At 63.1% G+C, this 22924-nt stretch carries 24 protein-coding genes and 1 other RNA gene; 16 read left to right on the top strand and 9 right to left on the bottom strand.

What is annotated here, in order from left to right; all coding sequences use genetic code 11:
- The first annotated feature begins 103 nt into the window (after positions 1-103).
- The 7 genes from trxA (at position 104) to ACSSU5_RS09780 (ending at position 6195) form a co-directional block, all read left to right on the top strand.
- Positions 104-430 (top strand): thioredoxin TrxA, encoded by a 327-nt coding sequence (gene trxA, locus ACSSU5_RS09810; RefSeq protein ID WP_012274768.1) that lies wholly within the window; start codon positions 104-106, stop codon positions 428-430.
- Between the two features lie 228 nt (positions 431-658).
- Positions 659-1918: a transcription termination factor Rho gene (rho, locus tag ACSSU5_RS09805; RefSeq protein WP_003253661.1), complete on the top strand. Its 1260-nt coding sequence runs from the start codon at positions 659-661 to the stop codon at positions 1916-1918.
- A gap of 213 nt (positions 1919-2131) precedes the next feature.
- Entirely contained in the window at positions 2132-2452 is a 321-nt protein-coding gene (locus ACSSU5_RS09800; RefSeq protein WP_264311071.1) for a type II toxin-antitoxin system RelE/ParE family toxin, read from the top strand.
- Positions 2449-2781 carry an addiction module antidote protein gene (locus ACSSU5_RS09795; protein ID WP_264311072.1) on the top strand — a complete coding sequence of 111 codons (333 nt, stop codon included), beginning with the start codon at positions 2449-2451 and terminating at the stop codon, positions 2779-2781. The genes ACSSU5_RS09800 and ACSSU5_RS09795 overlap by 4 nt, the downstream gene beginning before the upstream one ends.
- 82 nt (positions 2782-2863) lie before the next feature.
- Positions 2864-4330: a 4-hydroxy-3-polyprenylbenzoate decarboxylase gene (ubiD, locus tag ACSSU5_RS09790; RefSeq protein ID WP_264311073.1), complete on the top strand. Its 1467-nt coding sequence runs from the start codon at positions 2864-2866 to the stop codon at positions 4328-4330.
- The gene (locus ACSSU5_RS09785) at positions 4330-5298 is read left to right on the top strand and encodes a CDP-6-deoxy-delta-3,4-glucoseen reductase (protein ID WP_264311074.1); all 969 of its coding nucleotides are present in this window, start codon (positions 4330-4332) and stop codon (positions 5296-5298) included. Before ubiD ends, ACSSU5_RS09785 begins: the two co-directional genes overlap by 1 nt.
- Positions 5299-5544: 246 nt before the next feature.
- On the top strand, positions 5545-6195 hold the full coding sequence (locus tag ACSSU5_RS09780; RefSeq protein WP_264311075.1) for a gamma-glutamylcyclotransferase: 651 nt from the start codon (positions 5545-5547) through the stop codon (positions 6193-6195).
- 141 nt (positions 6196-6336) lie between these two features.
- On the opposite strand, the gene ACSSU5_RS09775 is transcribed toward ACSSU5_RS09780, so the two are convergent.
- A complete protein-coding gene (locus tag ACSSU5_RS09775) occupies positions 6337-7314 on the bottom strand; it encodes an NADPH:quinone oxidoreductase family protein (protein WP_264311076.1) in 978 nt (325 codons plus the stop codon).
- Positions 7315-7471: 157 nt separating this feature from the next.
- Between ACSSU5_RS09775 and ACSSU5_RS09770 the strand changes: the two genes are divergently transcribed.
- The gene (locus ACSSU5_RS09770) at positions 7472-7876 is read left to right on the top strand and encodes a flagellar basal body-associated protein FliL (protein ID WP_264311077.1); all 405 of its coding nucleotides are present in this window, start codon (positions 7472-7474) and stop codon (positions 7874-7876) included.
- Here the strand turns inward: ACSSU5_RS09770 and ACSSU5_RS09765 are convergent, their stop codons facing one another.
- From ACSSU5_RS09765 to ACSSU5_RS09750, 4 genes are all read right to left on the bottom strand, one after another.
- Positions 7877-8989, bottom strand: a complete 1113-nt coding sequence (locus ACSSU5_RS09765) for an ABC transporter permease (RefSeq protein WP_264311078.1) — start codon at positions 8987-8989, stop codon at positions 7877-7879.
- A gap of 1 nt (position 8990) precedes the next feature.
- Positions 8991-11711: a ribosome-associated ATPase/putative transporter RbbA gene (rbbA, locus tag ACSSU5_RS09760; RefSeq protein ID WP_492561079.1), complete on the bottom strand. Its 2721-nt coding sequence runs from the start codon at positions 11709-11711 to the stop codon at positions 8991-8993.
- Positions 11708-12667: an HlyD family secretion protein gene (locus tag ACSSU5_RS09755; protein ID WP_264311080.1), complete on the bottom strand. Its 960-nt coding sequence runs from the start codon at positions 12665-12667 to the stop codon at positions 11708-11710. The genes rbbA and ACSSU5_RS09755 overlap by 4 nt, the downstream gene beginning before the upstream one ends.
- A 95-nt stretch (positions 12668-12762) precedes the next feature.
- Positions 12763-13212 carry an EVE domain-containing protein gene (locus tag ACSSU5_RS09750; RefSeq protein WP_492561078.1) on the bottom strand — a complete coding sequence of 150 codons (450 nt, stop codon included), beginning with the start codon at positions 13210-13212 and terminating at the stop codon, positions 12763-12765.
- A 178-nt stretch (positions 13213-13390) separates the two neighbouring features.
- On the opposite strand from ACSSU5_RS09750, the gene ACSSU5_RS09745 reads away from it, so the two are divergent.
- A complete protein-coding gene (locus ACSSU5_RS09745) occupies positions 13391-13543 on the top strand; it encodes a hypothetical protein (protein ID WP_167334468.1) in 153 nt (50 codons plus the stop codon).
- Between the two features lie 19 nt (positions 13544-13562).
- Here ACSSU5_RS09745 and ACSSU5_RS09740 read toward each other — a convergent pair whose 3' ends face one another.
- The 4 genes from ACSSU5_RS09740 to ACSSU5_RS09725 form a co-directional block, all read right to left on the bottom strand.
- A complete protein-coding gene (locus tag ACSSU5_RS09740) occupies positions 13563-14171 on the bottom strand; it encodes a 5-formyltetrahydrofolate cyclo-ligase (protein ID WP_264311082.1) in 609 nt (202 codons plus the stop codon).
- A 68-nt stretch (positions 14172-14239) separates the two neighbouring features.
- A non-coding RNA gene (ssrS, locus tag ACSSU5_RS09735) (6S RNA) lies at positions 14240-14419 on the bottom strand.
- Between the two features lie 17 nt (positions 14420-14436).
- Complete coding sequence (locus tag ACSSU5_RS09730; protein WP_264311083.1) at positions 14437-14757, bottom strand: cell division protein ZapA; 321 nt, start codon at positions 14755-14757, stop codon at positions 14437-14439.
- Entirely contained in the window at positions 14754-14936 is a 183-nt protein-coding gene (locus ACSSU5_RS09725) for a TIGR02449 family protein (RefSeq protein ID WP_264313999.1), read from the bottom strand. Before ACSSU5_RS09725 ends, ACSSU5_RS09730 begins: the two co-directional genes overlap by 4 nt.
- A gap of 181 nt (positions 14937-15117) precedes the next feature.
- Between ACSSU5_RS09725 and ACSSU5_RS09720 the strand changes: the two genes are divergently transcribed.
- The 7 genes from ACSSU5_RS09720 to ACSSU5_RS09690 all read left to right on the top strand — a co-directional run bounded on the left by ACSSU5_RS09720 (position 15118) and on the right by ACSSU5_RS09690 (position 22817).
- On the top strand, positions 15118-15672 hold the full coding sequence (locus ACSSU5_RS09720; RefSeq protein ID WP_099430753.1) for a YecA/YgfB family protein: 555 nt from the start codon (positions 15118-15120) through the stop codon (positions 15670-15672).
- Between the two features lie 21 nt (positions 15673-15693).
- A complete protein-coding gene (pepP, locus tag ACSSU5_RS09715; RefSeq protein WP_264311084.1) occupies positions 15694-17028 on the top strand; it encodes a Xaa-Pro aminopeptidase in 1335 nt (444 codons plus the stop codon).
- Positions 17025-18224, top strand: a complete 1200-nt coding sequence (gene ubiH, locus ACSSU5_RS09710; RefSeq protein ID WP_264311085.1) for a 2-octaprenyl-6-methoxyphenyl hydroxylase — start codon at positions 17025-17027, stop codon at positions 18222-18224. Before pepP ends, ubiH begins: the two co-directional genes overlap by 4 nt.
- Entirely contained in the window at positions 18221-18703 is a 483-nt protein-coding gene (locus ACSSU5_RS09705; RefSeq protein WP_264311086.1) for a DUF4442 domain-containing protein, read from the top strand. Before ubiH ends, ACSSU5_RS09705 begins: the two co-directional genes overlap by 4 nt.
- A 9-nt stretch (positions 18704-18712) precedes the next feature.
- The gene (locus ACSSU5_RS09700) at positions 18713-19930 is read left to right on the top strand and encodes a 2-octaprenyl-3-methyl-6-methoxy-1,4-benzoquinol hydroxylase (RefSeq protein WP_264314000.1); all 1218 of its coding nucleotides are present in this window, start codon (positions 18713-18715) and stop codon (positions 19928-19930) included.
- A gap of 116 nt (positions 19931-20046) precedes the next feature.
- Positions 20047-21048, top strand: a complete 1002-nt coding sequence (locus ACSSU5_RS09695) for an extracellular solute-binding protein (protein WP_264311087.1) — start codon at positions 20047-20049, stop codon at positions 21046-21048.
- Positions 21049-21200: 152 nt separating this feature from the next.
- The gene (locus ACSSU5_RS09690; protein WP_492561077.1) at positions 21201-22817 is read left to right on the top strand and encodes an ABC transporter permease; all 1617 of its coding nucleotides are present in this window, start codon (positions 21201-21203) and stop codon (positions 22815-22817) included.
- Positions 22818-22924: the final 107 nt, after the last annotated feature.

Here is a 22924-nt window from a genome sequence, read left to right as displayed (position 1 = left end):
TCTTGCACAACTATAGTTACACTCAATCGCCCGCGACTTCCTGTAGGGCGTGGGTGCGGCTATGATGGGCAACGTTTTTTAGCTTACGACCTTGGAGATTTCCATGAGCGACAAAATCAAACACGTCACCGACGCCAGCTTCGAAGCCGACGTACTGCAGGCTCAAGGCCCGGTGCTGGTTGACTACTGGGCTGAATGGTGCGGCCCATGCAAGATGATCGCTCCGGTGCTGGACGACATCGCTGCCACCTACGAGGGCAAACTGACCGTCGCCAAGCTGAACATTGACGAGAACCAGGAAACCCCCGCCAAGCATGGCGTGCGTGGCATCCCGACGCTGATGCTGTTCAAGAACGGCAACGTCGAGGCCACCAAGGTCGGCGCATTGTCGAAATCGCAGCTGGCCGCGTTCCTCGACGCCCACCTGTGATGTGAAAAAGCCCCGGAAATACCGGGGCTTTTCTTTTCCAACCCACTAGACGTCTAAAAAAGCAAGTGTTACATTCGGCCTTGCACTGCTTTTCCAGTGCCCCCTGCACGCCGTCGCCGACGCACTCCTAATTAGAATCTGTGCGCGATCCTATCGCCTTCTAGCGGCGCGGCTTCATTAAGCCAGAAGCTTAATCCTCCCTTCATACATGATTACGTCACTCCCCTTATGAACCTGACTGAACTCAAGCAAAAGCCGATTACCGATCTGCTGGAAATGGCCGAACAGATGGGCATCGAAAACATGGCCCGTTCGCGCAAACAGGACGTGATTTTCGCCCTGCTGAAGAAGCACGCGAAAAGCGGCGAAGAGATCTCGGGTGACGGCGTGCTGGAGATTCTCCAGGATGGTTTCGGTTTCCTGCGTTCGGCTGATGCGTCCTACCTGGCCGGCCCTGACGACATCTACGTCTCGCCTAGCCAGATCCGCCGTTTCAACCTGCGAACCGGCGACACCATCGTCGGCAAGATCCGCCCGCCGAAGGAAGGGGAGCGTTACTTCGCCCTGCTGAAGGTCGACACGATCAACTTCGATCGCCCGGAAAACGCGAAGAACAAAATCCTGTTCGAGAACCTGACGCCGCTGTTCCCCAACAAGCGTCTGAAGATGGAAGCCGGCAACGGCTCCACCGAGGACCTCACCGGCCGTGTCATCGACCTGTGCGCCCCCATCGGCAAAGGCCAGCGTGGCCTGATCGTCGCCCCGCCGAAAGCGGGTAAAACGATCATGCTGCAGAACATCGCGGCCAACATCACCCGTAACAACCCCGAGTGCCACCTGATCGTCCTGCTGATCGACGAGCGTCCGGAAGAAGTGACCGAAATGCAGCGCACCGTGCGCGGCGAAGTGGTTGCCTCGACCTTCGACGAGCCGCCGACCCGCCACGTGCAGGTTGCCGAAATGGTGATCGAGAAGGCCAAACGCCTGGTCGAGCACAAGAAAGATGTGGTCATCCTGCTCGACTCCATCACCCGTCTGGCGCGTGCCTACAACACCGTGATCCCGAGCTCCGGCAAGGTCCTCACCGGTGGTGTCGACGCCCACGCCCTGGAGAAGCCGAAGCGCTTCTTCGGTGCCGCGCGTAACATCGAGGAAGGCGGTTCGCTGACCATCATCGCCACCGCGCTGGTCGAAACCGGCTCGAAGATGGACGAAGTGATCTACGAAGAGTTCAAGGGTACCGGCAACATGGAACTGCCCCTGGACCGCCGCATCGCCGAGAAGCGTGTGTTCCCGGCCATCAACATCAACCGCTCCGGCACCCGCCGCGAAGAGTTGCTGACCGCCGACGACGAACTGCAGCGCATGTGGATCCTGCGCAAGCTGCTGCACCCAATGGACGAGATCGCTGCCATCGAGTTCCTGGTCGACAAGCTCAAGCAGACCAAGACCAACGACGAGTTCTTCTTGTCGATGAAGCGTAAGTAAGCTTCGCTGCATCACGTAAAAAGCCGGGGAAACCCGGCTTTTTGCTGTTTGTCACAAAAGTTCGTTCGCCAGTAGCCCTAACGCAGGCCACCATGCTGCCTGCGGTTTCCGATCAAGCCCCTGCAAGCATCAGCCTCCCGACGTCATTGAGCCTAGCCCCGGGGGCGGTGGATAAGTCGACACATGGATTGTCTCTTATAAGGTACAATATGGATGTACACAGTTCATCATGTTCTTTCCGTCAACGGTGTAGATCTCTACCAAGCCTGGTTGGACACCATTCGCGACACAAGGTTGAAAGCACGAATTACCACACGCGTCGACCGAGCAGAGCAGGGCCATTTCGGTGTGACCGAGCCAGTGGGTGACGGTGTGTTCGAGATGAAACTGGATTTTGGGCCAGGCTACCGCATCTATTACGCTACCCATGGGCGGAGCATTATTTTCCTGCTCGGCGGCGGCTCGAAAGACCGCCAGCAGGCTGATATCGACCAAGCCAAGTCGCTTTGGCACAGGCACAAGGTAGCGCTATGACCAGCACGCGTTCGCATGAAGAAAGTGTTCTTGAGATGCTTCGCAATGACGAAACCTTCGCCATCGATTATCTCGCCGTGGCACTTGAGGAAATCGATGAGCCTGGTGGTGCTGCGGGCTTTCTGACGGCGGTCCGTCGCGTGGCTGAAGCGCGAGGTGGTATGGGCAATCTTTCGCAGGCCACGGGGCTTGCTCGCCCTAATCTCTATCGCGCCTTGGCTGCGGACGGTGATCCTCGGCTGTCGACTGTGTTGAAGGTACTGCAAGCACTCGGCATCGGGCTGTCAAAGGTGGTTTCGCACAATAGTGAACAGCACCGCAGCGGCTGATCCCCAGACTCCTTTGGCCATTTTGCCCCCTTAGGCGCTACACTCTGCACCCCGACCGATACGGCCAACACGAGGCTCCTGCATGCAGTATCGCGACTTGCGCGACTTCATCCGTGGCCTGGAACAGCGCGGTGAACTCAAGCGCATCCAGGTTCCGATCTCTCCCGTCCTGGAAATGACCGAGGTTTGCGACCGCACACTGCGTGCCAAAGGCCCGGCGTTGCTGTTCGAGAAGCCCACGGGGTACGACATCCCGGTACTGGGGAACCTGTTCGGCACGCCTGAGCGGGTGGCCATGGGCATGGGCGCCGAGTCGGTCGAAGAACTGCGCGAAATCGGCAAGCTGCTGGCGTTCCTCAAAGAACCAGAGCCGCCGAAGGGCCTCAAGGATGCCTGGTCGAAACTGCCGATCTTCAAGAAGGTCGTGTCGATGGCGCCGAAAGTGGTCAAGGATGCGGTGTGTCAGGAAGTCGTGGTCGAAGGTGACGATGTCGACCTTGGCCAGTTGCCGATCCAGCATTGCTGGCCAGGCGATGTGGCACCGCTGATCACCTGGGGCCTGACCGTGACCCGCGGCCCCAACAAGGACCGCCAGAACCTGGGGATCTACCGCCAGCAGGTCATCGGCCGCAACAAGGTCATCATGCGCTGGCTGAGCCACCGTGGTGGCGCGCTGGATTACCGCGAATGGTGCGAGAAGCACCCAGGCCAGTCGTTCCCGGTTGCCGTTGCGCTGGGCGCAGACCCTGCGACCATTCTTGGCGCCGTGACGCCGGTACCCGATACCCTGTCCGAATACGCGTTCGCTGGCCTGCTGCGTGGCAACCGCACCGAGCTGGTCAAATGCCGTGGTAGCAACCTGCAGGTGCCCGCCACCGCCGAGATCATCCTTGAAGGCGTGATCCACCCGGGCGAAATGGCGCCGGAAGGCCCCTACGGCGACCACACCGGCTACTACAACGAAGTGGACAGCTTCCCGGTGTTCACGGTCGAGCGCATCACGCACCGGCAGAAACCGATCTACCACAGCACCTACACCGGCCGGCCGCCGGATGAGCCGGCCATTCTCGGGGTGGCGCTGAACGAAGTGTTCGTGCCGATCCTGCAGAAGCAGTTCCCGGAGATCGTCGACTTCTACCTGCCACCGGAAGGCTGCTCGTACCGCATGGCGGTGGTGACCATGAAGAAGCAGTACCCAGGCCACGCCAAGCGCGTGATGCTGGGGGTGTGGTCGTTCCTGCGACAGTTCATGTACACCAAGTTTGTTATCGTTACCGACGACGACATCAACGCCCGCGACTGGAACGATGTGATCTGGGCCATCACCACACGCATGGACCCCAAGCGTGATACGGTGATGATCGACAACACCCCGATCGACTACCTGGACTTCGCGTCGCCGGTGTCGGGGCTGGGGTCGAAGATGGGCCTGGACGCCACCCACAAGTGGCCGGGCGAGACTACACGCGAATGGGGACGGGTCATCGTCAAGGACGAAGCCGTCACCCGCCGTATCGATGAGCTGTGGGATCAGTTGGGAATAGATTGATGCAGGTAACGTTGCAGCCGTCCGGGGCAGTGCTGGCGCTCGAACCCGGGGAACGGATCCTGGATGGAGCGCGGCGGCTGGGCTATGACTGCCCCAACAGCTGCCGCAATGGCAATTGCCATGTCTGCGCCGCCTTGCTGGTGGAGGGGAGCGTCCGCCAGAACGGCGAAGTACGCGACCATGGCGAGCTGTTTACCTGCATTGCCGAACCGCTGGAGGACTGTGTGTTGCTCTGGGACGGTGTGCTCGCCCTGGGCGAGCTGCCAGTGCGCAAGCTGGCGTGTAGCGTGAGCGAGTGCGTTGATGTCGGTGGCGACGTCTGGCGCGTACGCCTGCGTGCGCCTGCCGGCAAGCCGCTGCGGTATCACGCCGGGCAGTACCTGATGATCGAGCGAGAGGGTGGCAAGCAGGCGGCGTTCTCCCTGGCGTCTGCGCCCCATGGTGGGCGTGAGCTGGAACTGCACGTACTGGCGCGTGAGCCCAGCGCGCTGCAGTTGATCGAGCAACTGCAACGTGATCGCCTGGCGCGCATCGAAATGCCCTTTGGCGATACGCACCTGGCCGAGCTGCCAGATGGCCCGCTGGTGTTGATTGCAGCCGGTACGGGAATGGGCCAGATGCACAGCCTGGTCGAACATTGCCGCGCCCAGGGCTTCAAGCATCCGGTACACCTTTACTGGGGTGTGCGTCGGCCCGAGGACTTCTACCAGATTGAGCACTGGGACGAATGGCAGCGCCTGCCCAACCTGTTCCTGCACAAGGTCGTCAGTGACCTGTGTGGGTGGGAAGGACGTTGCGGCATGCTGCACGAGGCCGTTTGCGAAGACATCCAGGACCTCAATACTGTGCATGTCTATGCCAGCGGCTCGCCAAACATGGTCTATGCCACCCTTGATGCCCTGGTCGAGGCCGGCATGGATGCGCACCGCATGCGTGCGGACGTGTTTGCCTACGCGCCGCGCGGCTAATAACCCAAGTTCAAAAGAGTGGGTATAAGGCGGTAATTGTTACCGCCTTGGCTAATAACTTTTACTCGACTCGAAACTCGACTCTCCAACCGTCGGAAGTTTGCGTGAAACTTTGGCTGTCGGGCTTGAGTGTTGGCGTATTTCTATCCTAAGGTTAATACAGACACCTTAGGTGCGGGGCGTCAGCCCTGACACGCAGCGATTCTCGCTCCATCTGTAGTTCACAGGGAATAATGGCGGCAGCTTATGTCGGCAATTGAAAGTTTGTCCTGGACAAGTGCTTACCCTCCGGCGCTCGACTTCGGCCAGCAATTGACCCGCGAGCAATTGATCAACTCCATGCAAACGACCATGTCTCGCCATGAAGGTGGGCCTGTGTGGCTGTTCGCTTATGGCTCGTTGATCTGGCGCCCGGAGTGCAGTTCGGTAGAGCGTCAACGTGCACGGGTGCACGGTTATCACCGTGGCTTGTACCTGTGGTCGCACGAGCACCGTGGTACGCCGGAAACCCCAGGCCTGGTGTTCGGCCTGGACCGGGGTGGTTCGTGCAGTGGTTTTGCCTATCGGCTGGATGAAAGCAACCTGGATGATTCGCTGATGGCCCTGTGGCAACGCGAGATGCCGTACCCGGCCTACCGGCCGCATTGGCTCAGCTGCCGGTTAGGGGATGGCAGCAAGGTGCAGGCCTTGGGTTTTGTGCTGGAGCGCCACTTGCCGTGTTATGCGGGGAACTTACCTGACACATTGCTCAGCCAGATTCTTGCCAGTGCCAAGGGGCGTTATGGCACCACGCGCGAGTATGTGGAGCAGACGTTGAACGCATTGCGCAATCACCAGATGCCGGATCGCAACCTGGAGGCGCGGTTCAGGCGCTGCCATAACCTGCGCGAAGTCTGATTTATTGACTGGCAGTACCGGCCTCTTCGCGGGGCAAGCCCGCTCCCACAGGCACCCGAGCCGACTTGAAGGCAGTGGATAACTTGTGGGAGCGGGCTTGCCCCGCGAAGAGGCCCGAGCAGGCAACCAAGCAGCCAGACGTTAACTTGTCAGCACCACCAACTTACCCACAGCCTTGCGCTGCCCCAGCAGCTCGATCGCCGCCCCAGCCTCACCCAGTGGATAAGTCTTCGACACCAGCGGCTTCAGCTTGCCTTCAGCATGCCAGGCAAACAGCTGCTGGAAGTTAGCCGCATTGTCCTGTGGCTGACGCTGGGCAAACGCGCCCCAGAACACCCCCACCACCGCCGCGCCCTTGAGTAGCACCAGGTTCGCCGCCATCTGTGGGATAGCCCCGCTGGCAAACCCGACTACCAGCAGCCGGCCATTCCAGGCCAGGCCCCTTACCGCCTGGTCGAACAGCTCACCGCCCACCGGGTCGTAGATCACGTCCACCCCCTGGCCACCGGTCAGTCGTTTTATCTCGTCCTTGAGGCTGGCCTGGCTGTAGTCGATCAGCTCGTCGGCCCCGGCAGCCTTGGCTACGGCCAGCTTTTCGGCGCTGCTGGCAGCGGCGATTACCCGTGCGCCCATGGCCTTGCCTATTTCCACCGCCGCCAGGCCCACCCCACCAGATGCCCCCAGCACCAGCAGGGTTTCCCCGGGCTGCAGTTGGCCACGCTGCTTGAGTGCATGCATCGAGGTGCCATAGGTCATGCCAAAGGCTGCGGCGGTGGTGAAGTCCATGCTTTTGGGGATGGGCATCGCGTTGTAGAAGGGCACCGCCACCTGTTCGGCGAACGCGCCCCAGCCAGTGAGCGCCATGACCCGGTCGCCAACCTTGAACGCACCGGCCCTATCGCCAACCGCCGCAACCACGCCAGCGGCTTCGCCACCTGGGGAGAACGGCAGCGGCGGTTGAAACTGGTATTTACCTTCGATGATCAGGGTGTCTGGGAAGTTGACGCCCGCAGCCTGCACATCAAGCAGGATCTCGTTCTTTTTCGGCACGGGGCTGGCGACGTCTTCCAGTACCAGGTCACGCGCCGGGCCCAGGGTTTTGCACAACACAGCTTTCATCGGGGCTATTCCTTTGCGGGTAGTGGCCGATAAGTGTAGGAGGGCCACCAGCCGGGTCAACGAGCATGGCCTACCCTGATGGGCCGGCATAAGCCTGGGCTTGGGTTTGAGCGGTGTGCTGGGTAAGCTGGCGCCAATTGTATTGAGGAGCGAATTCGTGAAAGCGTGGATCTTGATGGTGCTGGCCCTGATGCTGCCAGTTGCGGCCGTGGCCGAAGAAGCCAAGGAAGGGGCGCCCAAGGTCGCCTACATCACCCTGAGCCCCCCCTTTGTCGGTAATTACGCCCTCGACGGTGGCCCCAAGCTGCGCATCTACAAGGCCGACGTGGCCCTGCGTGTGACCGGTGATGAAGCCGCCAAAGCCGTGAAACACCACGAGCCGCTGATTCGTAACCAGCTGGTGGCGCTGTTCACCCAGCAGACGGTGGACAGCATGAGCAACGTCGACGCCAAGGAGCAACTGCGCCAGGAAGCCCTGAAGCAGGTGCAGCAGGTGATGGAAGCGGAAGAGGGCAAGCCGATTGTCGAAGACCTGCTGTTCAACAACCTGATCGTGCAGTGATCAGGAGGCGAGGGTCCGCCGAAAGCGCGCCAGCGCCACGCTGAAGAACACCAGGCCGATCACCGCCAGAGCCAGGATGTCTGGCCACACCACGGCCAACCCGGCGTCGCGGAACAGAATCGCGGCGCCGAGGCTGACGAAATGCGTCGATGGCGAACCCTGCATGACCCATTGCAGCCACTGCGGCATGCTGTCCAGCGGGGTGCTGCCGCCTGACAGCAACAGCATCGGGATGATGACCGGGATCGCCAGCAGGCCGAATTGAGGCGTCGAGCGCGCCAAGGTGGCCAGGAAGATCCCCAACGCGGTACTGGCGAACAGGTACAGCGCGGTCACGGCCAGGAACAGCCCCATGGAGCCGGACAGCGGCACGCCCAGGGCGCCCTTGACCACCACGATGAGCGAAATCCAGGTACAGATCACCACCACCAGCGCGTTGCTGGCGATTTTCGCCAGCATGATTTCCAGTGCGGTCAGCGGTAGCACCAGCAAGTGATCGAGCGTGCCGTGTTCGCGCTCGCGCAGCAACGCGGTGCCGGTGAGGATGATGGCCAGGATCGTGATGTTGTTGACGATCTGGATCACAGCCAGAAACCAGCCACCCTCCAGATTGGGGTTGAACAGTGCCTTGGGGTTGATCAGCACGGGGCTCTGCGTTGTCGTGCGCTGGGCATAATCGAGCAACTCGCGCTCGAAGATCCGGCCGATGTAGCCGGCGCCCATGAACGCCTGGCTCATGGCCGTGGCGTCGACGTTGATCTGCAGTTCGGGTGAGCGCCCGGCCAGCAGGTCGCTCTGGAAATTCACTGGCACATTGATCACGAAGGTGTACTGGCCGCTGTCCATGGCCTGGTCCAGGCGGTCCGGGGGCAGGGGGACGGCAGGCTGGAACTCGGGCGGTTGCAGTGCCTCGGTGAGCTTGCGCGAAAGCAGGCTGTGGTCTTCGTCCACCACCGCGACACTGGCGTTGTGCACGCCGATCACCGAACCCGCCGCCGGCATGTAGATCGCCACGCTGAAGGCATACAGCAAAAACAACAGCAGCACGCTGTCATGGCGCAGGCTGGTCAGTTCCTTCAGGCCCAGGCGCAAAGTGTGGTTAAGGCGCGACATGTCAGGCCTCCTGCTTCTTGAGCATGGCCAGGCTCAGGCCGGTGAACACGGCAAAGAAGCTCAGCAGGATCAGGCATTGCGGCCACAGCTCGCGCAGGTCCAGCGCTTTGGTGAAGGTGCCGACTGCAATGTCGAGGAAGTAGCCCGCCGGGAACAGCTGGCCCATCACCGCCGCCGCGCCGTCCAGCGACGAGCGCGGCACGATCAGCCCGGAAAACTGGATGGTCGGCAGGCTGGTGATGATCATGGTGCCCAGGATGGCCGCGATCTGGGTGCGGGTGAAAGCCGAAATCAACAAGCCCAGGCTGGTGGTTGCCAGCAGGTAGGCGACCCCGCCGCAGGCCAGGGCCAGCACGCTGCCCTTGAGTGGCACGGCAAACAGCCAGCGGTTCATCGCCACCAGCAACGCCAGGTTGACCAGGCTGACGGCCAGGTAGGGCAGCTGCTTGCCAAGCAGGAACTCCAGGCGGGTGAGCGGGGTGGCGTAGAAGTTGGTGATCGAGCCCAGCTCCTTTTCCCGGACGATGCCCAAGGCCGTGAGCATGGCCGGGATGAAGGCCAGGATCAGCGCCATCACGCCTGGCCCGATGGCATTCACGCTGACCACATCCTGGTTGTAGCGAAAGCGCGTTTCCAGCCGCACCGGGTCCTGACGCTGCACCGGTTGCGGGCCGGACGCGGCAAGCTGTTCGAGGTTCGCCTGGTGCACCGCCTCGACGTAGTTGCGGCTGGTCTCCGCACGAAACGGCATGCCACCGTCCAGCCAGGCCGCCACCACCGGTTGGCGACCGGCGTGCAGATCACGGCCAAAGCCGGGGGGGATTTCTAGGGCCAGTTTGATTTCGGAGCGTTGCAGGCGCTGGTGCATCTCGCGGGTATCACGGATCGGTGCCTGTTCGGCGAAATAGCGTGAACCACGGAACGCTTCGAGGTAGGCGCGGCTTTGTGGGCTCTGGTCCTGATCATGAACGGCGAAGGCGAGGTTCTCTACATCCAGCGAGATGCCATAGCCAAAGATCACCATCATGAACACGGCGCCGAGCAGGGCAAAGGCCAGGCGCACCTTGTCGCGCAGCAGTTCTTTGCCCTCTCGGCTGGCGACCGCCCACAGGCGGCGCAGGCTGAAGCCTTGGCGCAATGGCGGGGTGGCCGTGGCTGCCTGCTCCAATACGGTGCTGTCCGGGGCCTGGGGCGCGGGCTCCTGGGCTTGTTCCAGGCAGCGGACGAAGGCGTCTTCCAGGGTTTTGCCGGTGTACTGGCGCTGCAGGGCATCTGGCGTGTCGCAGGCCAGCACGCGGCCTGCATGCATCAGCGAAATGCGGTCGCAGCGCTGGGCTTCGTTCATGAAGTGGGTGGACAGGAAAATGGTCACGCCTTGCTCGCGCGACAACTCCACCAGCAGCCGCCAGAAGTCATCGCGGGCGGCAGGGTCGACGCCGGAAGTCGGCTCGTCGAGGATCAGCACTTCAGGGCGGTGCAGCACCGCGACCGCCAGCGACAGGCGCTGGCGCAGGCCCAGGGGCAGGGCGCCTGACGGCTGGTCGGCGATGCTGCCGAGGTCGAAGCGTTCGATCAGTTCATCGATTCGCTGGGCGCTTTCGGCCTTCGGCAGGTCGAACAGGCGGGCATGCAGCGTCAGGTTCTGGCGGGTGCTGAGCTCGCCGTACAGCGAGAAGCTTTGCGACATGAACCCAACCCGCTTGCGCGTGGCCAGGTCGCTGGCGTCCACCGGGCGTCCGAGCAGGCTGGCGCTACCCTCGCTGGCAGGCATCAGGCCGGTGAGCACTTTCATGGTGCTGGTCTTGCCGCAGCCGTTGGAACCGAGAAAACCGAAAATCTCGCCCCGGCCAATGGCGAAAGTGACCTTGTTCACTGCCGTAAAATCACCAAAGCGCAGGGTCAGGTCGTGCGCTTCGATGGCCACCGGGCCGTCATTTGCCGGGCGCGGCGGGATGCTCAGCGGCGCGTGTTGCGTTTTGCCAGCGCCCTGGAAGTGGGTAAAGGCATCGTCCAGTTTGCCGCTGGGCGTGACCGCCGCCAGGGTTTGGCTGAGGCCTGCGGCAATCAGTTTGCCGCCATCGAGCATCAGGCAATGCTCGAACTGCTCGGCCTCTTCCATGTAGGCGGTGGCCACCAGCAGCGTCAATTGCGGGCGTTGCGCACGCACCTGCTCGACCAGTTCCCAGAAGCGCCGCCGCGACAGGGGGTCGACCCCGGTCGTGGGTTCGTCGAGGATCAGCAGGTCAGGCTCGTGGATCAAGGCGCAGCACAGGCCCAGTTTCTGCTTCATGCCACCCGACAGCTTGCCCGCCGGGCGCTCGGCGAAACGTTGCAGGTCGGTGGCATGCAGCAGGTTGGCCATGCGTTGCTCGCATTCGCGCCGGCCCAGGCCAAACAGCGTGGCGAAAAAGCGAATGTTCTCGCTGATCGACAGCTCGGGGTAAAGGTTGTTGCCCAGCCCCTGGGGCATGAAGGCCACCTTGGGGTACAGCGCGGCACGATGGCGGCGCTGGCGGATCGAACCGCCCAGTACCTGCAACTCACCTTGCTGCAGGCGTTTCACGCCGGCGATCAGCCCGAGCAGGGTCGATTTGCCGGCCCCATCAGGGCCGATGAGTGCGCAGCGGGTTCCGCTGGGCAGGCTGAAGCCCAGCGTCTGCAGGGCGATCAGGTCGCCATAACGGTGGCTGATGCCCTCGGCCAGCAATGCCGGCGCGTTCATTGCAGGTTGGCCGGCCAGTCCACGTCAGCTGTGCGCACATAGCCAGCACCCGGCATGCCCGGCTTGGCTTGCGGCACGGCGCTTGGGTCGCTCAGGCGCAGTTTGACGCGAAATACCAGTTTCTGCCGCTCGTCGCGGGTTTCGACCTGTTTCGGGGTGAACTGTGCTTTGGCCGCGACAAAGGCCACCTTCGCCGGCAGGGCCTGCTCGGGCAAGGCGTCGAGGACGATGCGTGCCTGATCGCCAACGGTCAGCCGGCCGCTGGTGGACGCCGGCAGGTAAAGGTTCATGTACTGGTCGCTCGGGTCGATCAGCATCAGTACTCGACCGCCAGCACCCAGGACCTCACCCGGTTCGGCCAGGCGCAGCTGGATGATGCCGTCGATGGGCGCGCGCAGGCTGCTGTCGTCGATCTCGCTGGTCAATTGGGCCACCTGGGCCTGGGCGGCGCCGATGGCGGCCTTCACTGCTGCCAGTTGGGCGCGCGCGGCGACCACTGCCGCATTGGCCGTGTCGAAGCGGGCCTGCTGCTGGTCGAGCAACTGTTGGCTGGCAAAGTTGCGCTTGAAGATCTCGCGCACCCGCTTGAGTTCCTGGCCGGCCAGCAATAGCTCACTCTGGCGCAGTTGCACACTGGCCTGGGCTGCGGCGTAGTTTTCCCGGGCGCGCAGCACTTCGGCTTCGGCCTGGTTGCGCTGGGCTTCCATGGTGCGGGTATCGATACGGGCCAGGAGCTGGCCGCGGGTAACCTTGTCGCCTTCGTCGACCCGGACTTCGGCCAAGCGCCCAGGGACCTTGGTGGCAATCTGCACTTCGGTCGCTTCGAGGCGGCCGTTGCCCATGCTCAAGCCTTCCGGCAATTGGTCGTGGAGCGACTTCCAGTAACCCAGCCCGGCTGCGGTCGCCAGTAAGGCGATCAGCGCGGTAGCGAAGATCCTGGGGGCATATCGATTCATCAGTCAGCATCCCTGCTCAATGCACGCCCCTATCGTGGCGTGTGGCTATCCATGGCGTGTTGATATCGGTCAAACCCCTTGATCCTAGCGCATCTTTACCTCAGTGCGACAATTGCCGCCCATTGCTCGGGGGTAACCGGCATCACCGACAGGCGGCTGCCTTTTTGCACCAGTGGCAGTTCGGCAAGGGCGGCCTGTTGTTTGAGCCTGCCAAGGTCGAGCACCTTGGGCAGGGTTTTCACATGCGCCACGTCCACCGCACTCCACGGGTTTTTCTCGGCCGTGGCCTTGGGGTCGTAATAATGGCTTTCTGGGTCCAGTGCGGTGGGGTCCGGGTAGGCCGCCGCAGTGATTCTGGCGATGCCGGCAATGCCCGGTTGCGGGCAGCTGGAGTGGTAGAAGAAGAACTCATCGCCCACGCTCATGGCCCGCAGGAAATTGCGCGCCTGATAGTTACGCACGCCGTCCCAGCGTGCTTCGCCCAGGCGGCCAAGGGCTTCGATCGAGAGCTCGTCGGGCTCGGATTTCATCAGCCAATAGGCCATGCATGCTGCTCCTGAAAAGGTTTGAAATAACCTGTTGCACGAAACCGACAGCCGGTTGGCGCCAATGTTTGCGTGTCGACGCAGGTTGTCGGAAAATGCGCCCCGTTTAAAGCGAGATGCTCTGGCGATACCCAGAAAATCGCCAAGCCGCAACAGTTTGCCTGGGGGGCAATCTTCGATGAATCAACGCAAAAAGCCGGATCTGCTGTGGATCCTGGTGTTCATTTTTGGCCTGGGTGTGGTTACCACTGGTTATGCGCAGGGTTTCTGGGAGCGCAAGCTGGACACCGCCTATCAGATGCCAGTCGACGCCAGCCAGCCGCCACGTTGATGCCCTTCGCTGGCGCCGCTCAATTCGGCGCCAGGTACCAGCCGCAGTCCGAGACCGTCCCCTGCAAGGGTACATCCCAACTGGCCTGCGCCAGCCGTTCGACCTTCTGGCATTCATGCGCCAGCCCCAATAGCAAAGGTTTCTTCCAGGTCTTGCGGCGTGCCTGATAGGCCAGGCTGCGGTCATAGAAACCACCGCCCATGCCAAGGCGCCCACCCACTTCATCGAAGCCCACCAGCGGCAGCAGGATCAGGTCCAGGGACCAGATCGGGCGCTGACGTTTGCGGTCGGTCAGGGGTTCTGGAATACGGAAGCGGTTGCGCTTGAGTTTTTCACCCTGCTCGAAACGCTGAAACACCATGCGCGTGCGCGGCCAGGCGTGCAGTACCGGCAGGTAGGTGCGTTTGCCCCGTCGCTGGGCTTCGCGCAGTAACAGGCAGGGGTCGATTTCGCCGTCGTTGGGCAAGTACAAGGCAATGTGCCGGGCGCGGCGGAACAGCGGGTGTTGCGCCAGCTGGCGATACAGGCCAAGGGTGGCCTGGCGTTGCTGGGCAGGTGTCAGTGCGCGGCGGGCATTGCGGAGCAGGCGACGGAGCTGGGGGCGGGTGAGCGGCGCGGTGTCGGTCATGGCACAGGCGTTCCCAGTTGTCGCGACTGGTGTGGAATTTGCCCGCAGCAAGGGCGAGCAAAAAAATAAGGCTCCCCGATAGGACCGCTATCGGTGTAGCCCTTGAACCCGAAAGTTCAAGGTGGAGATTGCAGGGGGCGTTAAGGCTTTCCGTCGGGCGGACATGCACACCGGCCCCAGCGTGCAACCCCCGTGGTTGTGCGTATCGGCTCAGGGACATAACCGACTGGCGCATCCCCCAGGGAGTGGCGCCAGTATACCAATCTCAGCCGATTTTGGTATCCGTGTCGTCGGACAAAGCCTTATCGACCCGATCGAGCAGGTCGCGCACCTGTTCGCGGTTGGTGCCAGCGGCCGGGGCCGCGCTACGATCTTCCTGGCGGTGCAGCATCTCGTGGGTAATGTTCAACGCCGCCATGACCGCGATGCGGTCGGCGCCAATCACCTTGCCGCTGCTGCGGATCTCGCGCATTTTGCCGTCCAGGTAGCGCGCCGCGCTGACCAGGTTGTTGCGCTCTTCCGGCGGGCAGATGATCGAGTATTCCTTGTCGAGGATCTGCACGGTGACGCTATTGCTTGAACTCATGAGTCTTGCTCCAGAGCCTTGAGGCGCAAAATCATCGACTCGACTTTGCGCTTGGCGATCTCGTTCTTGTCGATGAGGTGGGCGCGCTCTTCGCGCCAGGACTTTTCCTGAGCTACTAAGAGTGCATTTTGCCGTTTTAGTTGCTCGACACGTTCGATCAGCAACTCGAATCGGCTCATCAGCGCTTGCAGGTCGTTCTCTTGCGTGGGTTGCACTCGAATCGCTCCGTCGTTGAGTCACCTGGCGATGATGCCTCTCCCCAGGCCGCGACGGCCAGTGCCGATGGTCTTGGCGCGCCTGCCGGTGCTAGGATACAAGGTCTCCATTCTAGTCATTGCGCCGTCTGGCGCCTAGTTGCCCATGCCCAATACCCAATCGCCCTACATTGCATTCGCCATGCTGCTTGCCAGCAATGGCCACCCTGTCACTCCTGCCGAGCTGCATGGCTTGCTGGTCGGGCGCAGCTGCGCCGGTGCCGGCTTCGATGCCGACGCCTGGCTGGCCGACGCCGCCCAACTGCTGGAAAACGAACCCGGTGATACTGTCCGCAATGCCCTGATCGGCTTGCAGGAGATGGTCAAGGGCGAGCTGACCAGCGATGACATGGCCATCGTCCTGCTGCTGCCAACCGATGACGCTGCGCTGGCCGACCGTGCTGCGGCGCTGGGCCAGTGGTGCCAAGGCTTCATCACCGGTTTTGGCCTGAACGCCGGTGGCAAGGACCTTTCCACCGAGGCCAAGGACGTGCTGCAGGACCTGGTTGCAATCTCCCAGGTACAAGAAGCCCTCGAAGAGTCCGAAGATGGCGAGAGCGACTACATGGAAGTCATGGAGTACCTGCGCGTCGCGCCGCTGCTGCTGTTCTCCGAGCTGGCCAAGCCGGCCGCACCCGCGTCCAAGCCATCGTTGCACTGATCAACCGGGGGTAGTCTGCCCATGAGCCACATTCCCAAGGCCGAGTATGCCCGTCGGCGCAAGGCGCTGATGGCGCAGATGGTCCCCAACAGCATCGCCATCCTGCCCGCCGCCGCGGTTGCCATACGCAACCGTGACGTCGAGCACGTGTACCGCCAGGACAGCGATTTCCAGTACCTCAGCGGCTTCCCCGAGCCTGAGGCGGTGATTGCGCTGATCCCGGGCCGTGAGCATGGCGAGTACGTGTTGTTCTGCCGCGAGCGCAACCCTGAGCGCGAGCAGTGGGAAGGGCTGCGCGCAGGCCAGGAAGGTGCGGTGCGTGATTTCGGCGCCGACGACGCCTTCCCGATCACCGACATCGACGAGATCCTGCCGGGTCTGATCGAAGGCCGGGAGCGGGTGTACAGCGCCATGGGCAGCAACCCCGAGTTCGACCGCCGGCTGATGGACTGGATCAATGTGATCCGCTCAAAGGCACGCCTGGGCGCCCAGCCGCCGAACGAGTTCGTTGCGCTGGATCACCTGCTGCACGACATGCGCCTGTATAAATCGGCGGCGGAAGTGAAGGTGATGCGCGCTGCCGCAGAGATTTCCGCTCGCGCCCACGTGCGCGCCATGCAGGCATGCCGGGCCGGGCTGCATGAGTACAGCCTGGAAGCCGAGCTGGATTACGAATTCCGTAAGGGCGGCGCGAAAATGCCCGCCTACGGCTCGATCGTCGCCGCTGGGCGCAATGGCTGCATCCTGCACTATCAGCAGAATGACGCCCTCCTCAAGGACGGCGACCTGGTGTTGATCGATGCGGGTTGCGAGATCGACTGCTATGCCAGCGACATCACCCGCACGTTCCCAGTCAGCGGGCGGTTTTCGCCTGAGCAGAAGGCCATCTACGAGCTGGTGCTCAAGGCCCAGGCTGCGGCTTTCGCCGAAATCGCCCCCGGCAAGCACTGGAACCACGCCCACGAGGCGACCGTGCAGGTCATCACCGAGGGCCTGGTGGAACTGGGGCTGCTCAAGGGCGATGTGCAGGGGCTGATCGAAAGCGAAGCCTACCGCGCGTTCTACATGCACCGCGCTGGGCACTGGCTGGGCATGGATGTGCACGATGTGGGCGAATACAAAGTGGGCGGCCAGTGGCGCGTGCTGGAGCCCGGCATGGCGCTGACCGTCGAACCGGGCATCTACATCGCCGCCGACAACCAGGCGGTGGCGAAGAAGTGGCGCGGCATCGGCGTAAGGATCGAGGACGACGTGGTAGTGACCAGGCAAGGCTGTGAAATTCTGACCTCGGGCGTGCCCCGCACGGTGGCCGAAATCGAGGCGCTGATGCAGGCTGCGCGCAAGGACGCGGCATGAATCGGGTCAACTTGGCGATCATCGGCGGTGGCCTGGTCGGCGCAAGCCTGGCCTTGGCCTTGCAGGCCGGGGCCAAGGCGCGGGGCTGGAAGATCCTGCTGATCGAGCCGTTTGCGCCTGGGCACACATTCCAGCCCAGCTACGATGCGCGCTCCTCGGCGCTGTCGTTTGGCACACAGCAAATCTACCAGCAGTTGGGGCTGTGGCAGGCCATCAGCCAGCGCGCCGAGCCAATCCTGCAGATTCAGGTCTCCGACCGTGGCCGGTTCGGCGCCACGCGCCTCGATGCCATCGAGGAAGGCGTGCCCGCGCTCGGTTACGTGGTGGAAAACGCCTGGCTTGGCCAGTGCCTGTGGCAGGGGCTGGACCCTGATGTGGTGAGCTGGCGCTGCCCCGCCGAGGTGAGGGCGATGCAGGCCATCGCGGGCGGTTATCGCCTGCAACTGGATGACGATACCAGCCTGGAATGCGACCTGGCGGTGCTGGCCGATGGCGGCCGTTCGGGCTTGCGTGAGCAGTTGGGCATCCATGTGCGCCGCACGCCCTACGAACAAAGCGCACTGATCGCCAATATCACACCGGGCGAAGCGCACCGCGGCCAGGCATTCGAGCGCTTCACCGAAGCCGGCCCGATGGCCCTGCTGCCGCTGCCGGAAAACCGCTGCGCGCTGGTCTGGACCCGTCAGGGCATGGACGCTCAGCGCCTGGCCGAAATCGACGAACGCAGCTTCCTGCGTGAGCTGCAGGACGCCTTTGGCTATCGCCTCGGCGCGTTGCGCCAGGTTGGCGCAAGGCATCTCTACCCGCTGGCATTGGTCGAGGCCCAAGAGCAGGTACGCCCGCATCTCGTAGTGCTGGGCAACGCCGCGCACAGCCTGCACCCCATTGCCGGGCAGGGCTTCAACCTGTCGCTGCGGGATGTCCAGGTGCTTGCGCAAGCGCTGCTGGCGGGGCCGCAACACCCCGGTGACCTGGGCACCTTGCAGGTTTATCACCAGCGTCAGCGCCTGGACCAGGCGCTGACCATCGGCTTTTCCGACCAGGTCACGCGCCTGTTCGGCAGCAACCAGCCGTTGCTGGCCGCAGGGCGCAACATCGGCCTGCTCGGGCTCGACCTGTTGCCCCCGGCTAAAAGCTGGTTTGCCCGCCAGGCCATGGGCCTGGGTACGCGCCCCGACCCGCGGGGCCAGGCATGAGCAATCCGCGCAGAATGGCGCGCCGGGCCCGCATGTTGCGCTGGTTGCTGAACCTCTACCCACCGTACCTGGGCGCCGGCATCCGTGTGCAGCACATCAGCCCGGACATGCGCAGCGTCAAGGTATGCATGAAACTCACCCGCTGGAACCGCAATTACGTCGGTACCCAGTTCGGCGGCAGCCTTTACTCGATGGTCGATCCGTTCTACATGCTGCTGCTGATCGAGCAGCTGGGGCGTGAGTACATCGTCTGGGACAAGGCGGCGAGCATCGATTTCATCTCGCCGGGCAAAGGCCCTGTGTACGCCGAATTCCACCTCGACGATGCCTTGCTTGACGAGATCCGCCAGCAAACGGCCACGGGCAAGAAGTGCCTGCCGCGTTTGCAGGTGGATATCCGCGACGGCGCCGGCGAGCTGGTGGCGCGGGTCGATAAAACCCTATACGTGCGGCTCAAGCCGCAAGCGAGGCAGGCGTAAGGCATGGAAATGCGCGCAGATCTGTTGATTGTCGGTGCCGGTATGGTCGGCAGCGCCCTGGCCCTGGCATTGCGGCACAGTGGCCTGGACATTCTCCTGCTCGACGGCAGCCCGCTGTCGGTAAAACCCTTCGATACCGAGGCACCGTTCGAGCCGCGTGTCAGTGCCCTGTCGGCGGCCAGCCAGCGCATTCTGGAGCGCCTGGGTGCCTGGGACGGCATCGCCCGGCGGCGGGCCACGCCGTATACCGACATGCACGTCTGGGATGGCAGCGGTACGGGCCAGATCCACTTCTCGGCGGCCAGCGTGCATGCCCAGGTGCTCGGCCACATCGTCGAAAACCGGGTGGTGCAGGACGGCTTGCTGGAGCGTCTGCATGACAGCGACATCGGCCTGCTGCCCAACGCGCGGCTGGAGCAAATGCGCCGCTCTGGTGACGAGTGGCTGCTGACCCTGGCTGACGGCCGCCAGCTGCGGGCGCCGTTGGTGGTGGCGGCGGATGGCGCCAACTCGGCGGTACGCCGCCTGACCGGTTGCGAGACCCGTGAGTGGGATTACCTGCACCACGCCATCGTCACCAGCGTGCGCTGCAACGCGGGGCACCAGTCCACGGCCTGGCAGCGCTTCACCGACGAGGGCCCGCTGGCGTTCCTGCCGCTGACGCGCGATGGCCAGCAGGACTGGTGCTCGATTGTCTGGTCGACTACGCCAGAGCACGCCGAGCAATTGATGGCGCTGGACGAGCCGGCCTTCCTCAAGGCCCTGGAGCGCGCCTTCGAGGGGCGCTTGGGCGAGGTACTGCAGGCGGACCCACGGGTGTGCGTGCCACTGCGCCAGCGCCATGCCAAGCGCTATGTGGATGAGGGCCTGGCGTTGATTGGCGATGCCGCGCACACCATTCACCCGTTGGCCGGCCAAGGCGTCAACCTGGGGTTCCTCGATGCCGCCGTGCTGGCCGAGGTGTTGGTGAATGCCTGTGAGCGCGGCGAACGGCTGGCGGATGTGAAGGTGTTGAGCCGCTATGAGCGTCGGCGCATGCCGCACAACCTGGGGCTGATGGCGGCCATGGAAGGTTTCGAGCGGCTGTTCCAGGCCAATCCACTGCCGTTGCGCTGGCTGCGCAACAGTGGTTTGAAGCTGGTGGAACAGATGCCGGAGGCCAAGGCATTGTTCGTGCGCCAGGCATTGGGGTTGAGCGGGGACCTGCCGGAATTGGCCAAACCCTGAGTGTGCCGGGGCTGCGACGCGGCCCCTTGCAACATCCGGTAACGGCTCGAAGGGTGAGTGACAAAATGGGATTCACTACCATTTGCGCCTCTCATACGATCCGAGGAGTGCTTTCCATGTTGCCACGCAAGCCCCTACTGGCCGCCCTGGCCCTGACCCTGTTCGGCGGCACTGCCCAGGCGGCGGAAGAGGTGGTGGTGTACTCCTCGCGCATCGACGAGCTGATCAAGCCAGTGTTCGACGCCTACACCGCCAAGACCGGGGTCAAGATCAAGTTCATCACCGACAAGGAAGCCCCCCTGATGCAACGCATCAAGGCCGAGGGCGAGAACGGTGTGGCCGACCTGCTGCTGACCGTCGATGCCGGCAACCTCTGGCAGGCCGAGCAGATGGGCATCCTGCAGCCGATCAAGTCCGACATCATCGACCAGAACATCCCATCGCAATACCGTGCCTCGTCCCATGACTGGACCGGCCTGAGCCTGCGTGCCCGTACCATCATCTATGCCACCGACCGGGTCAAACCCGAAGAGCTGAGCACCTACGAAGCCCTGGCCGACAAGCAGTGGGAAGGCCGTCTGTGCCTGCGCACCGCGAAGAAGGTCTACAACCAGTCGCTGACCGCCACACTGATCGAGACCCACGGTGAGGCGAAGACCGAAGCGATCGTCAAAGGTTGGGTCAACAACCTGTCCACCGATGTGTTCTCCGATGACAACGCCGTGATCCAGGCCATCGAAGCTGGCCAGTGCGATGTGGGTGTGGTCAACACCTACTACTACGGGCGCCTGCACAAGCAGAACCCCAACCTGCCGATCAAGATCTTCTGGCCCAACCAGGGCGACCGTGGCGTGCACGTGAACCTGTCGGGTATTGGCCTGACCAAACATGCACCGCACCCAGAGGCTGCGAAAAAGCTGGTGGAATGGATGACCGGTGAGGATGCGCAGAAGCTGTTCGCCGACATCAACCAGGAGTTCCCGGCCAACCCGAAGGTCAAGCCGTCGGAAGAGGTTGCAGCCTGGGGCAGCTTCAAGGCTGACAGCATTCCGGTCGAGATCGCTGGCAAGCGCCAGGCAGAAGCGATTCGCTTGATGGATCGGGCTGGCTGGAACTAAGTTGTTCTTCCGGGGCCTGCAAGGGCCCTTTCGCGAGCAAGCCCGCTCCCATAGGTTTCTGAAAGCCTTCTAAGGCTGTGCAGAACCCTGTGGGAGCGGGCTTGCCCGCGAACGACCGCGCAGCGGTCGCAATCGCAATCGAGAGTCTGACCTTGCCCCACACCCCCCAACGTCGCTGGTACCTCCCGGTCTCCCTGATCGCCGCCCTGGTGCTGTTGCCCCTGAGCGTCCTGCTGCTGTCATGGCAGTCGATCGACCTGCAAATCTGGTCACACCTGCTCGACACCCAGATGAGCCGCCTGCTCGGCAACACCCTGACCTTGGTGCTGGGCGTAGGCATCGGCGTCACCGTACTGGGGGTCAGCCTGGCCTGGCTTACCAGCCTCTGCGAATTCCCCGGGCGGCGCTGGCTGGACTGGGCGTTGATGCTGCCGTTCGCCATCCCCGCCTACGTGCTGGCATTCGTCTTCGTCGGCCTGCTGGATTTTGCCGGCCCCGTGCAAAGCGCCCTGCGTGAAGTGTTCGGGCCGATGCGCCTGCCACGCGTGCGCTCCACAGGCGGGGTGATCATCGTGCTGGTGCTGGTGTTCTACCCTTACGTCTACCTGCTCGCGCGCACGGCCTTTCTGGCGCAGGGCAGGGGCCTGATGGAGGCGGCCAGGGTACTGGGGCTGTCGCCGCTGCAGGCGTTTTGGCGCGTCGCGTTGCCCATGGCGCGGCCGGCCATCGGCGCCGGTATCGCCCTGGCATTGATGGAAACCCTGGCCGATTTTGGTGCGGTGGCGGTATTCAATTTCGATACCTTCACCACGGCCATCTACAAGACCTGGTACGGCTTCTTCAGCCTCTCTAGCGCGGCGCAGTTGGCCAGTTTGCTGCTGTTGGCGGTGATGCTGGTGCTCTATGGCGAGCGCCGTGCCCGCGGCGCGAGCCGCACGGGTAATGAGCGACCGCGCGGGCAGGCGCTTTATCACCTGCGTGGGGCCAAGGCACTGCTGGCCAGCGGCTGGTGCCTGCTGGTGTTCGCCTGTGCCTTCGTCATACCGCTGCTGCAACTGCTGGTGTGGTTCTGGCAGCGCGGGCGGCATGACCTGGATGACCGTTATGTTGGCCTGGTGCTGCACACCTTGTACCTGGGCGGCATGGCCGCGTTGATCACGGTCAGCGTGGCACTGCTGCTGGCCTTTGCCCGACGCCAGGCGCCGACAGGCGGCATCCGCGCCGGGGTCGGCCTGGCCAACCTCGGTTATGCCTTGCCCGGCTCGGTGCTGGCAGTGTCGATCATGCTCGCCTTCAGTTACCTCGATAACCAACTGGTGGTGCCCGTCTCCACGTGGCTGGGCGGTGCAGGCAAACCCTTGCTGCTGGGCAGCCTCGCGGCTTTGCTGCTGGCCTATCTGGTGCGCTTCATCGCCGTGGCCTACGGGCCGCTGGAAAGCAGCCTGGAGCGTATCAGGCCCTCGTTACCGGAAGCGTCGCGCAGCTTGGGCGTCGGCGGCGTGGCATTGTTTTTCAAGGTGTATCTGCCGTTGCTGGTGCCCGGTGCACTGAGTGCTGCCTTGCTGGTGTTTGTCGATGTGCTGAAGGAAATGCCGGCCACCTTGCTGATGCGCCCCTTCGGCTGGGACACCCTGGCGGTACGCGTGTTCGAGATGACCAGCGAGGGCGAGTGGGCCCGTGCCTCGCTGCCTGCTTTGACCCTGGTGCTGGTGGGCCTGCTGCCGGTCATCGGGCTGATTCGCCGTTCAGCTCGGCGCCCTGGTCACTGACAGTAAGGGTGCCAGCCCGCGCCCATGCGGCTACAATGCGCGGCATTCGCGCGGCGGGTCCTACAAGAAGAGCTGACGACTAAACGTTATCGACCGCCGCCGCTTCG

It is taken from the genome of Pseudomonas sp. E1MeOHC2, assembly GCF_058745025.1.
The sequence above is the reverse complement of the archived record's forward strand: the minus strand, read 5'-3'. Positions and strand labels throughout refer to the sequence as shown.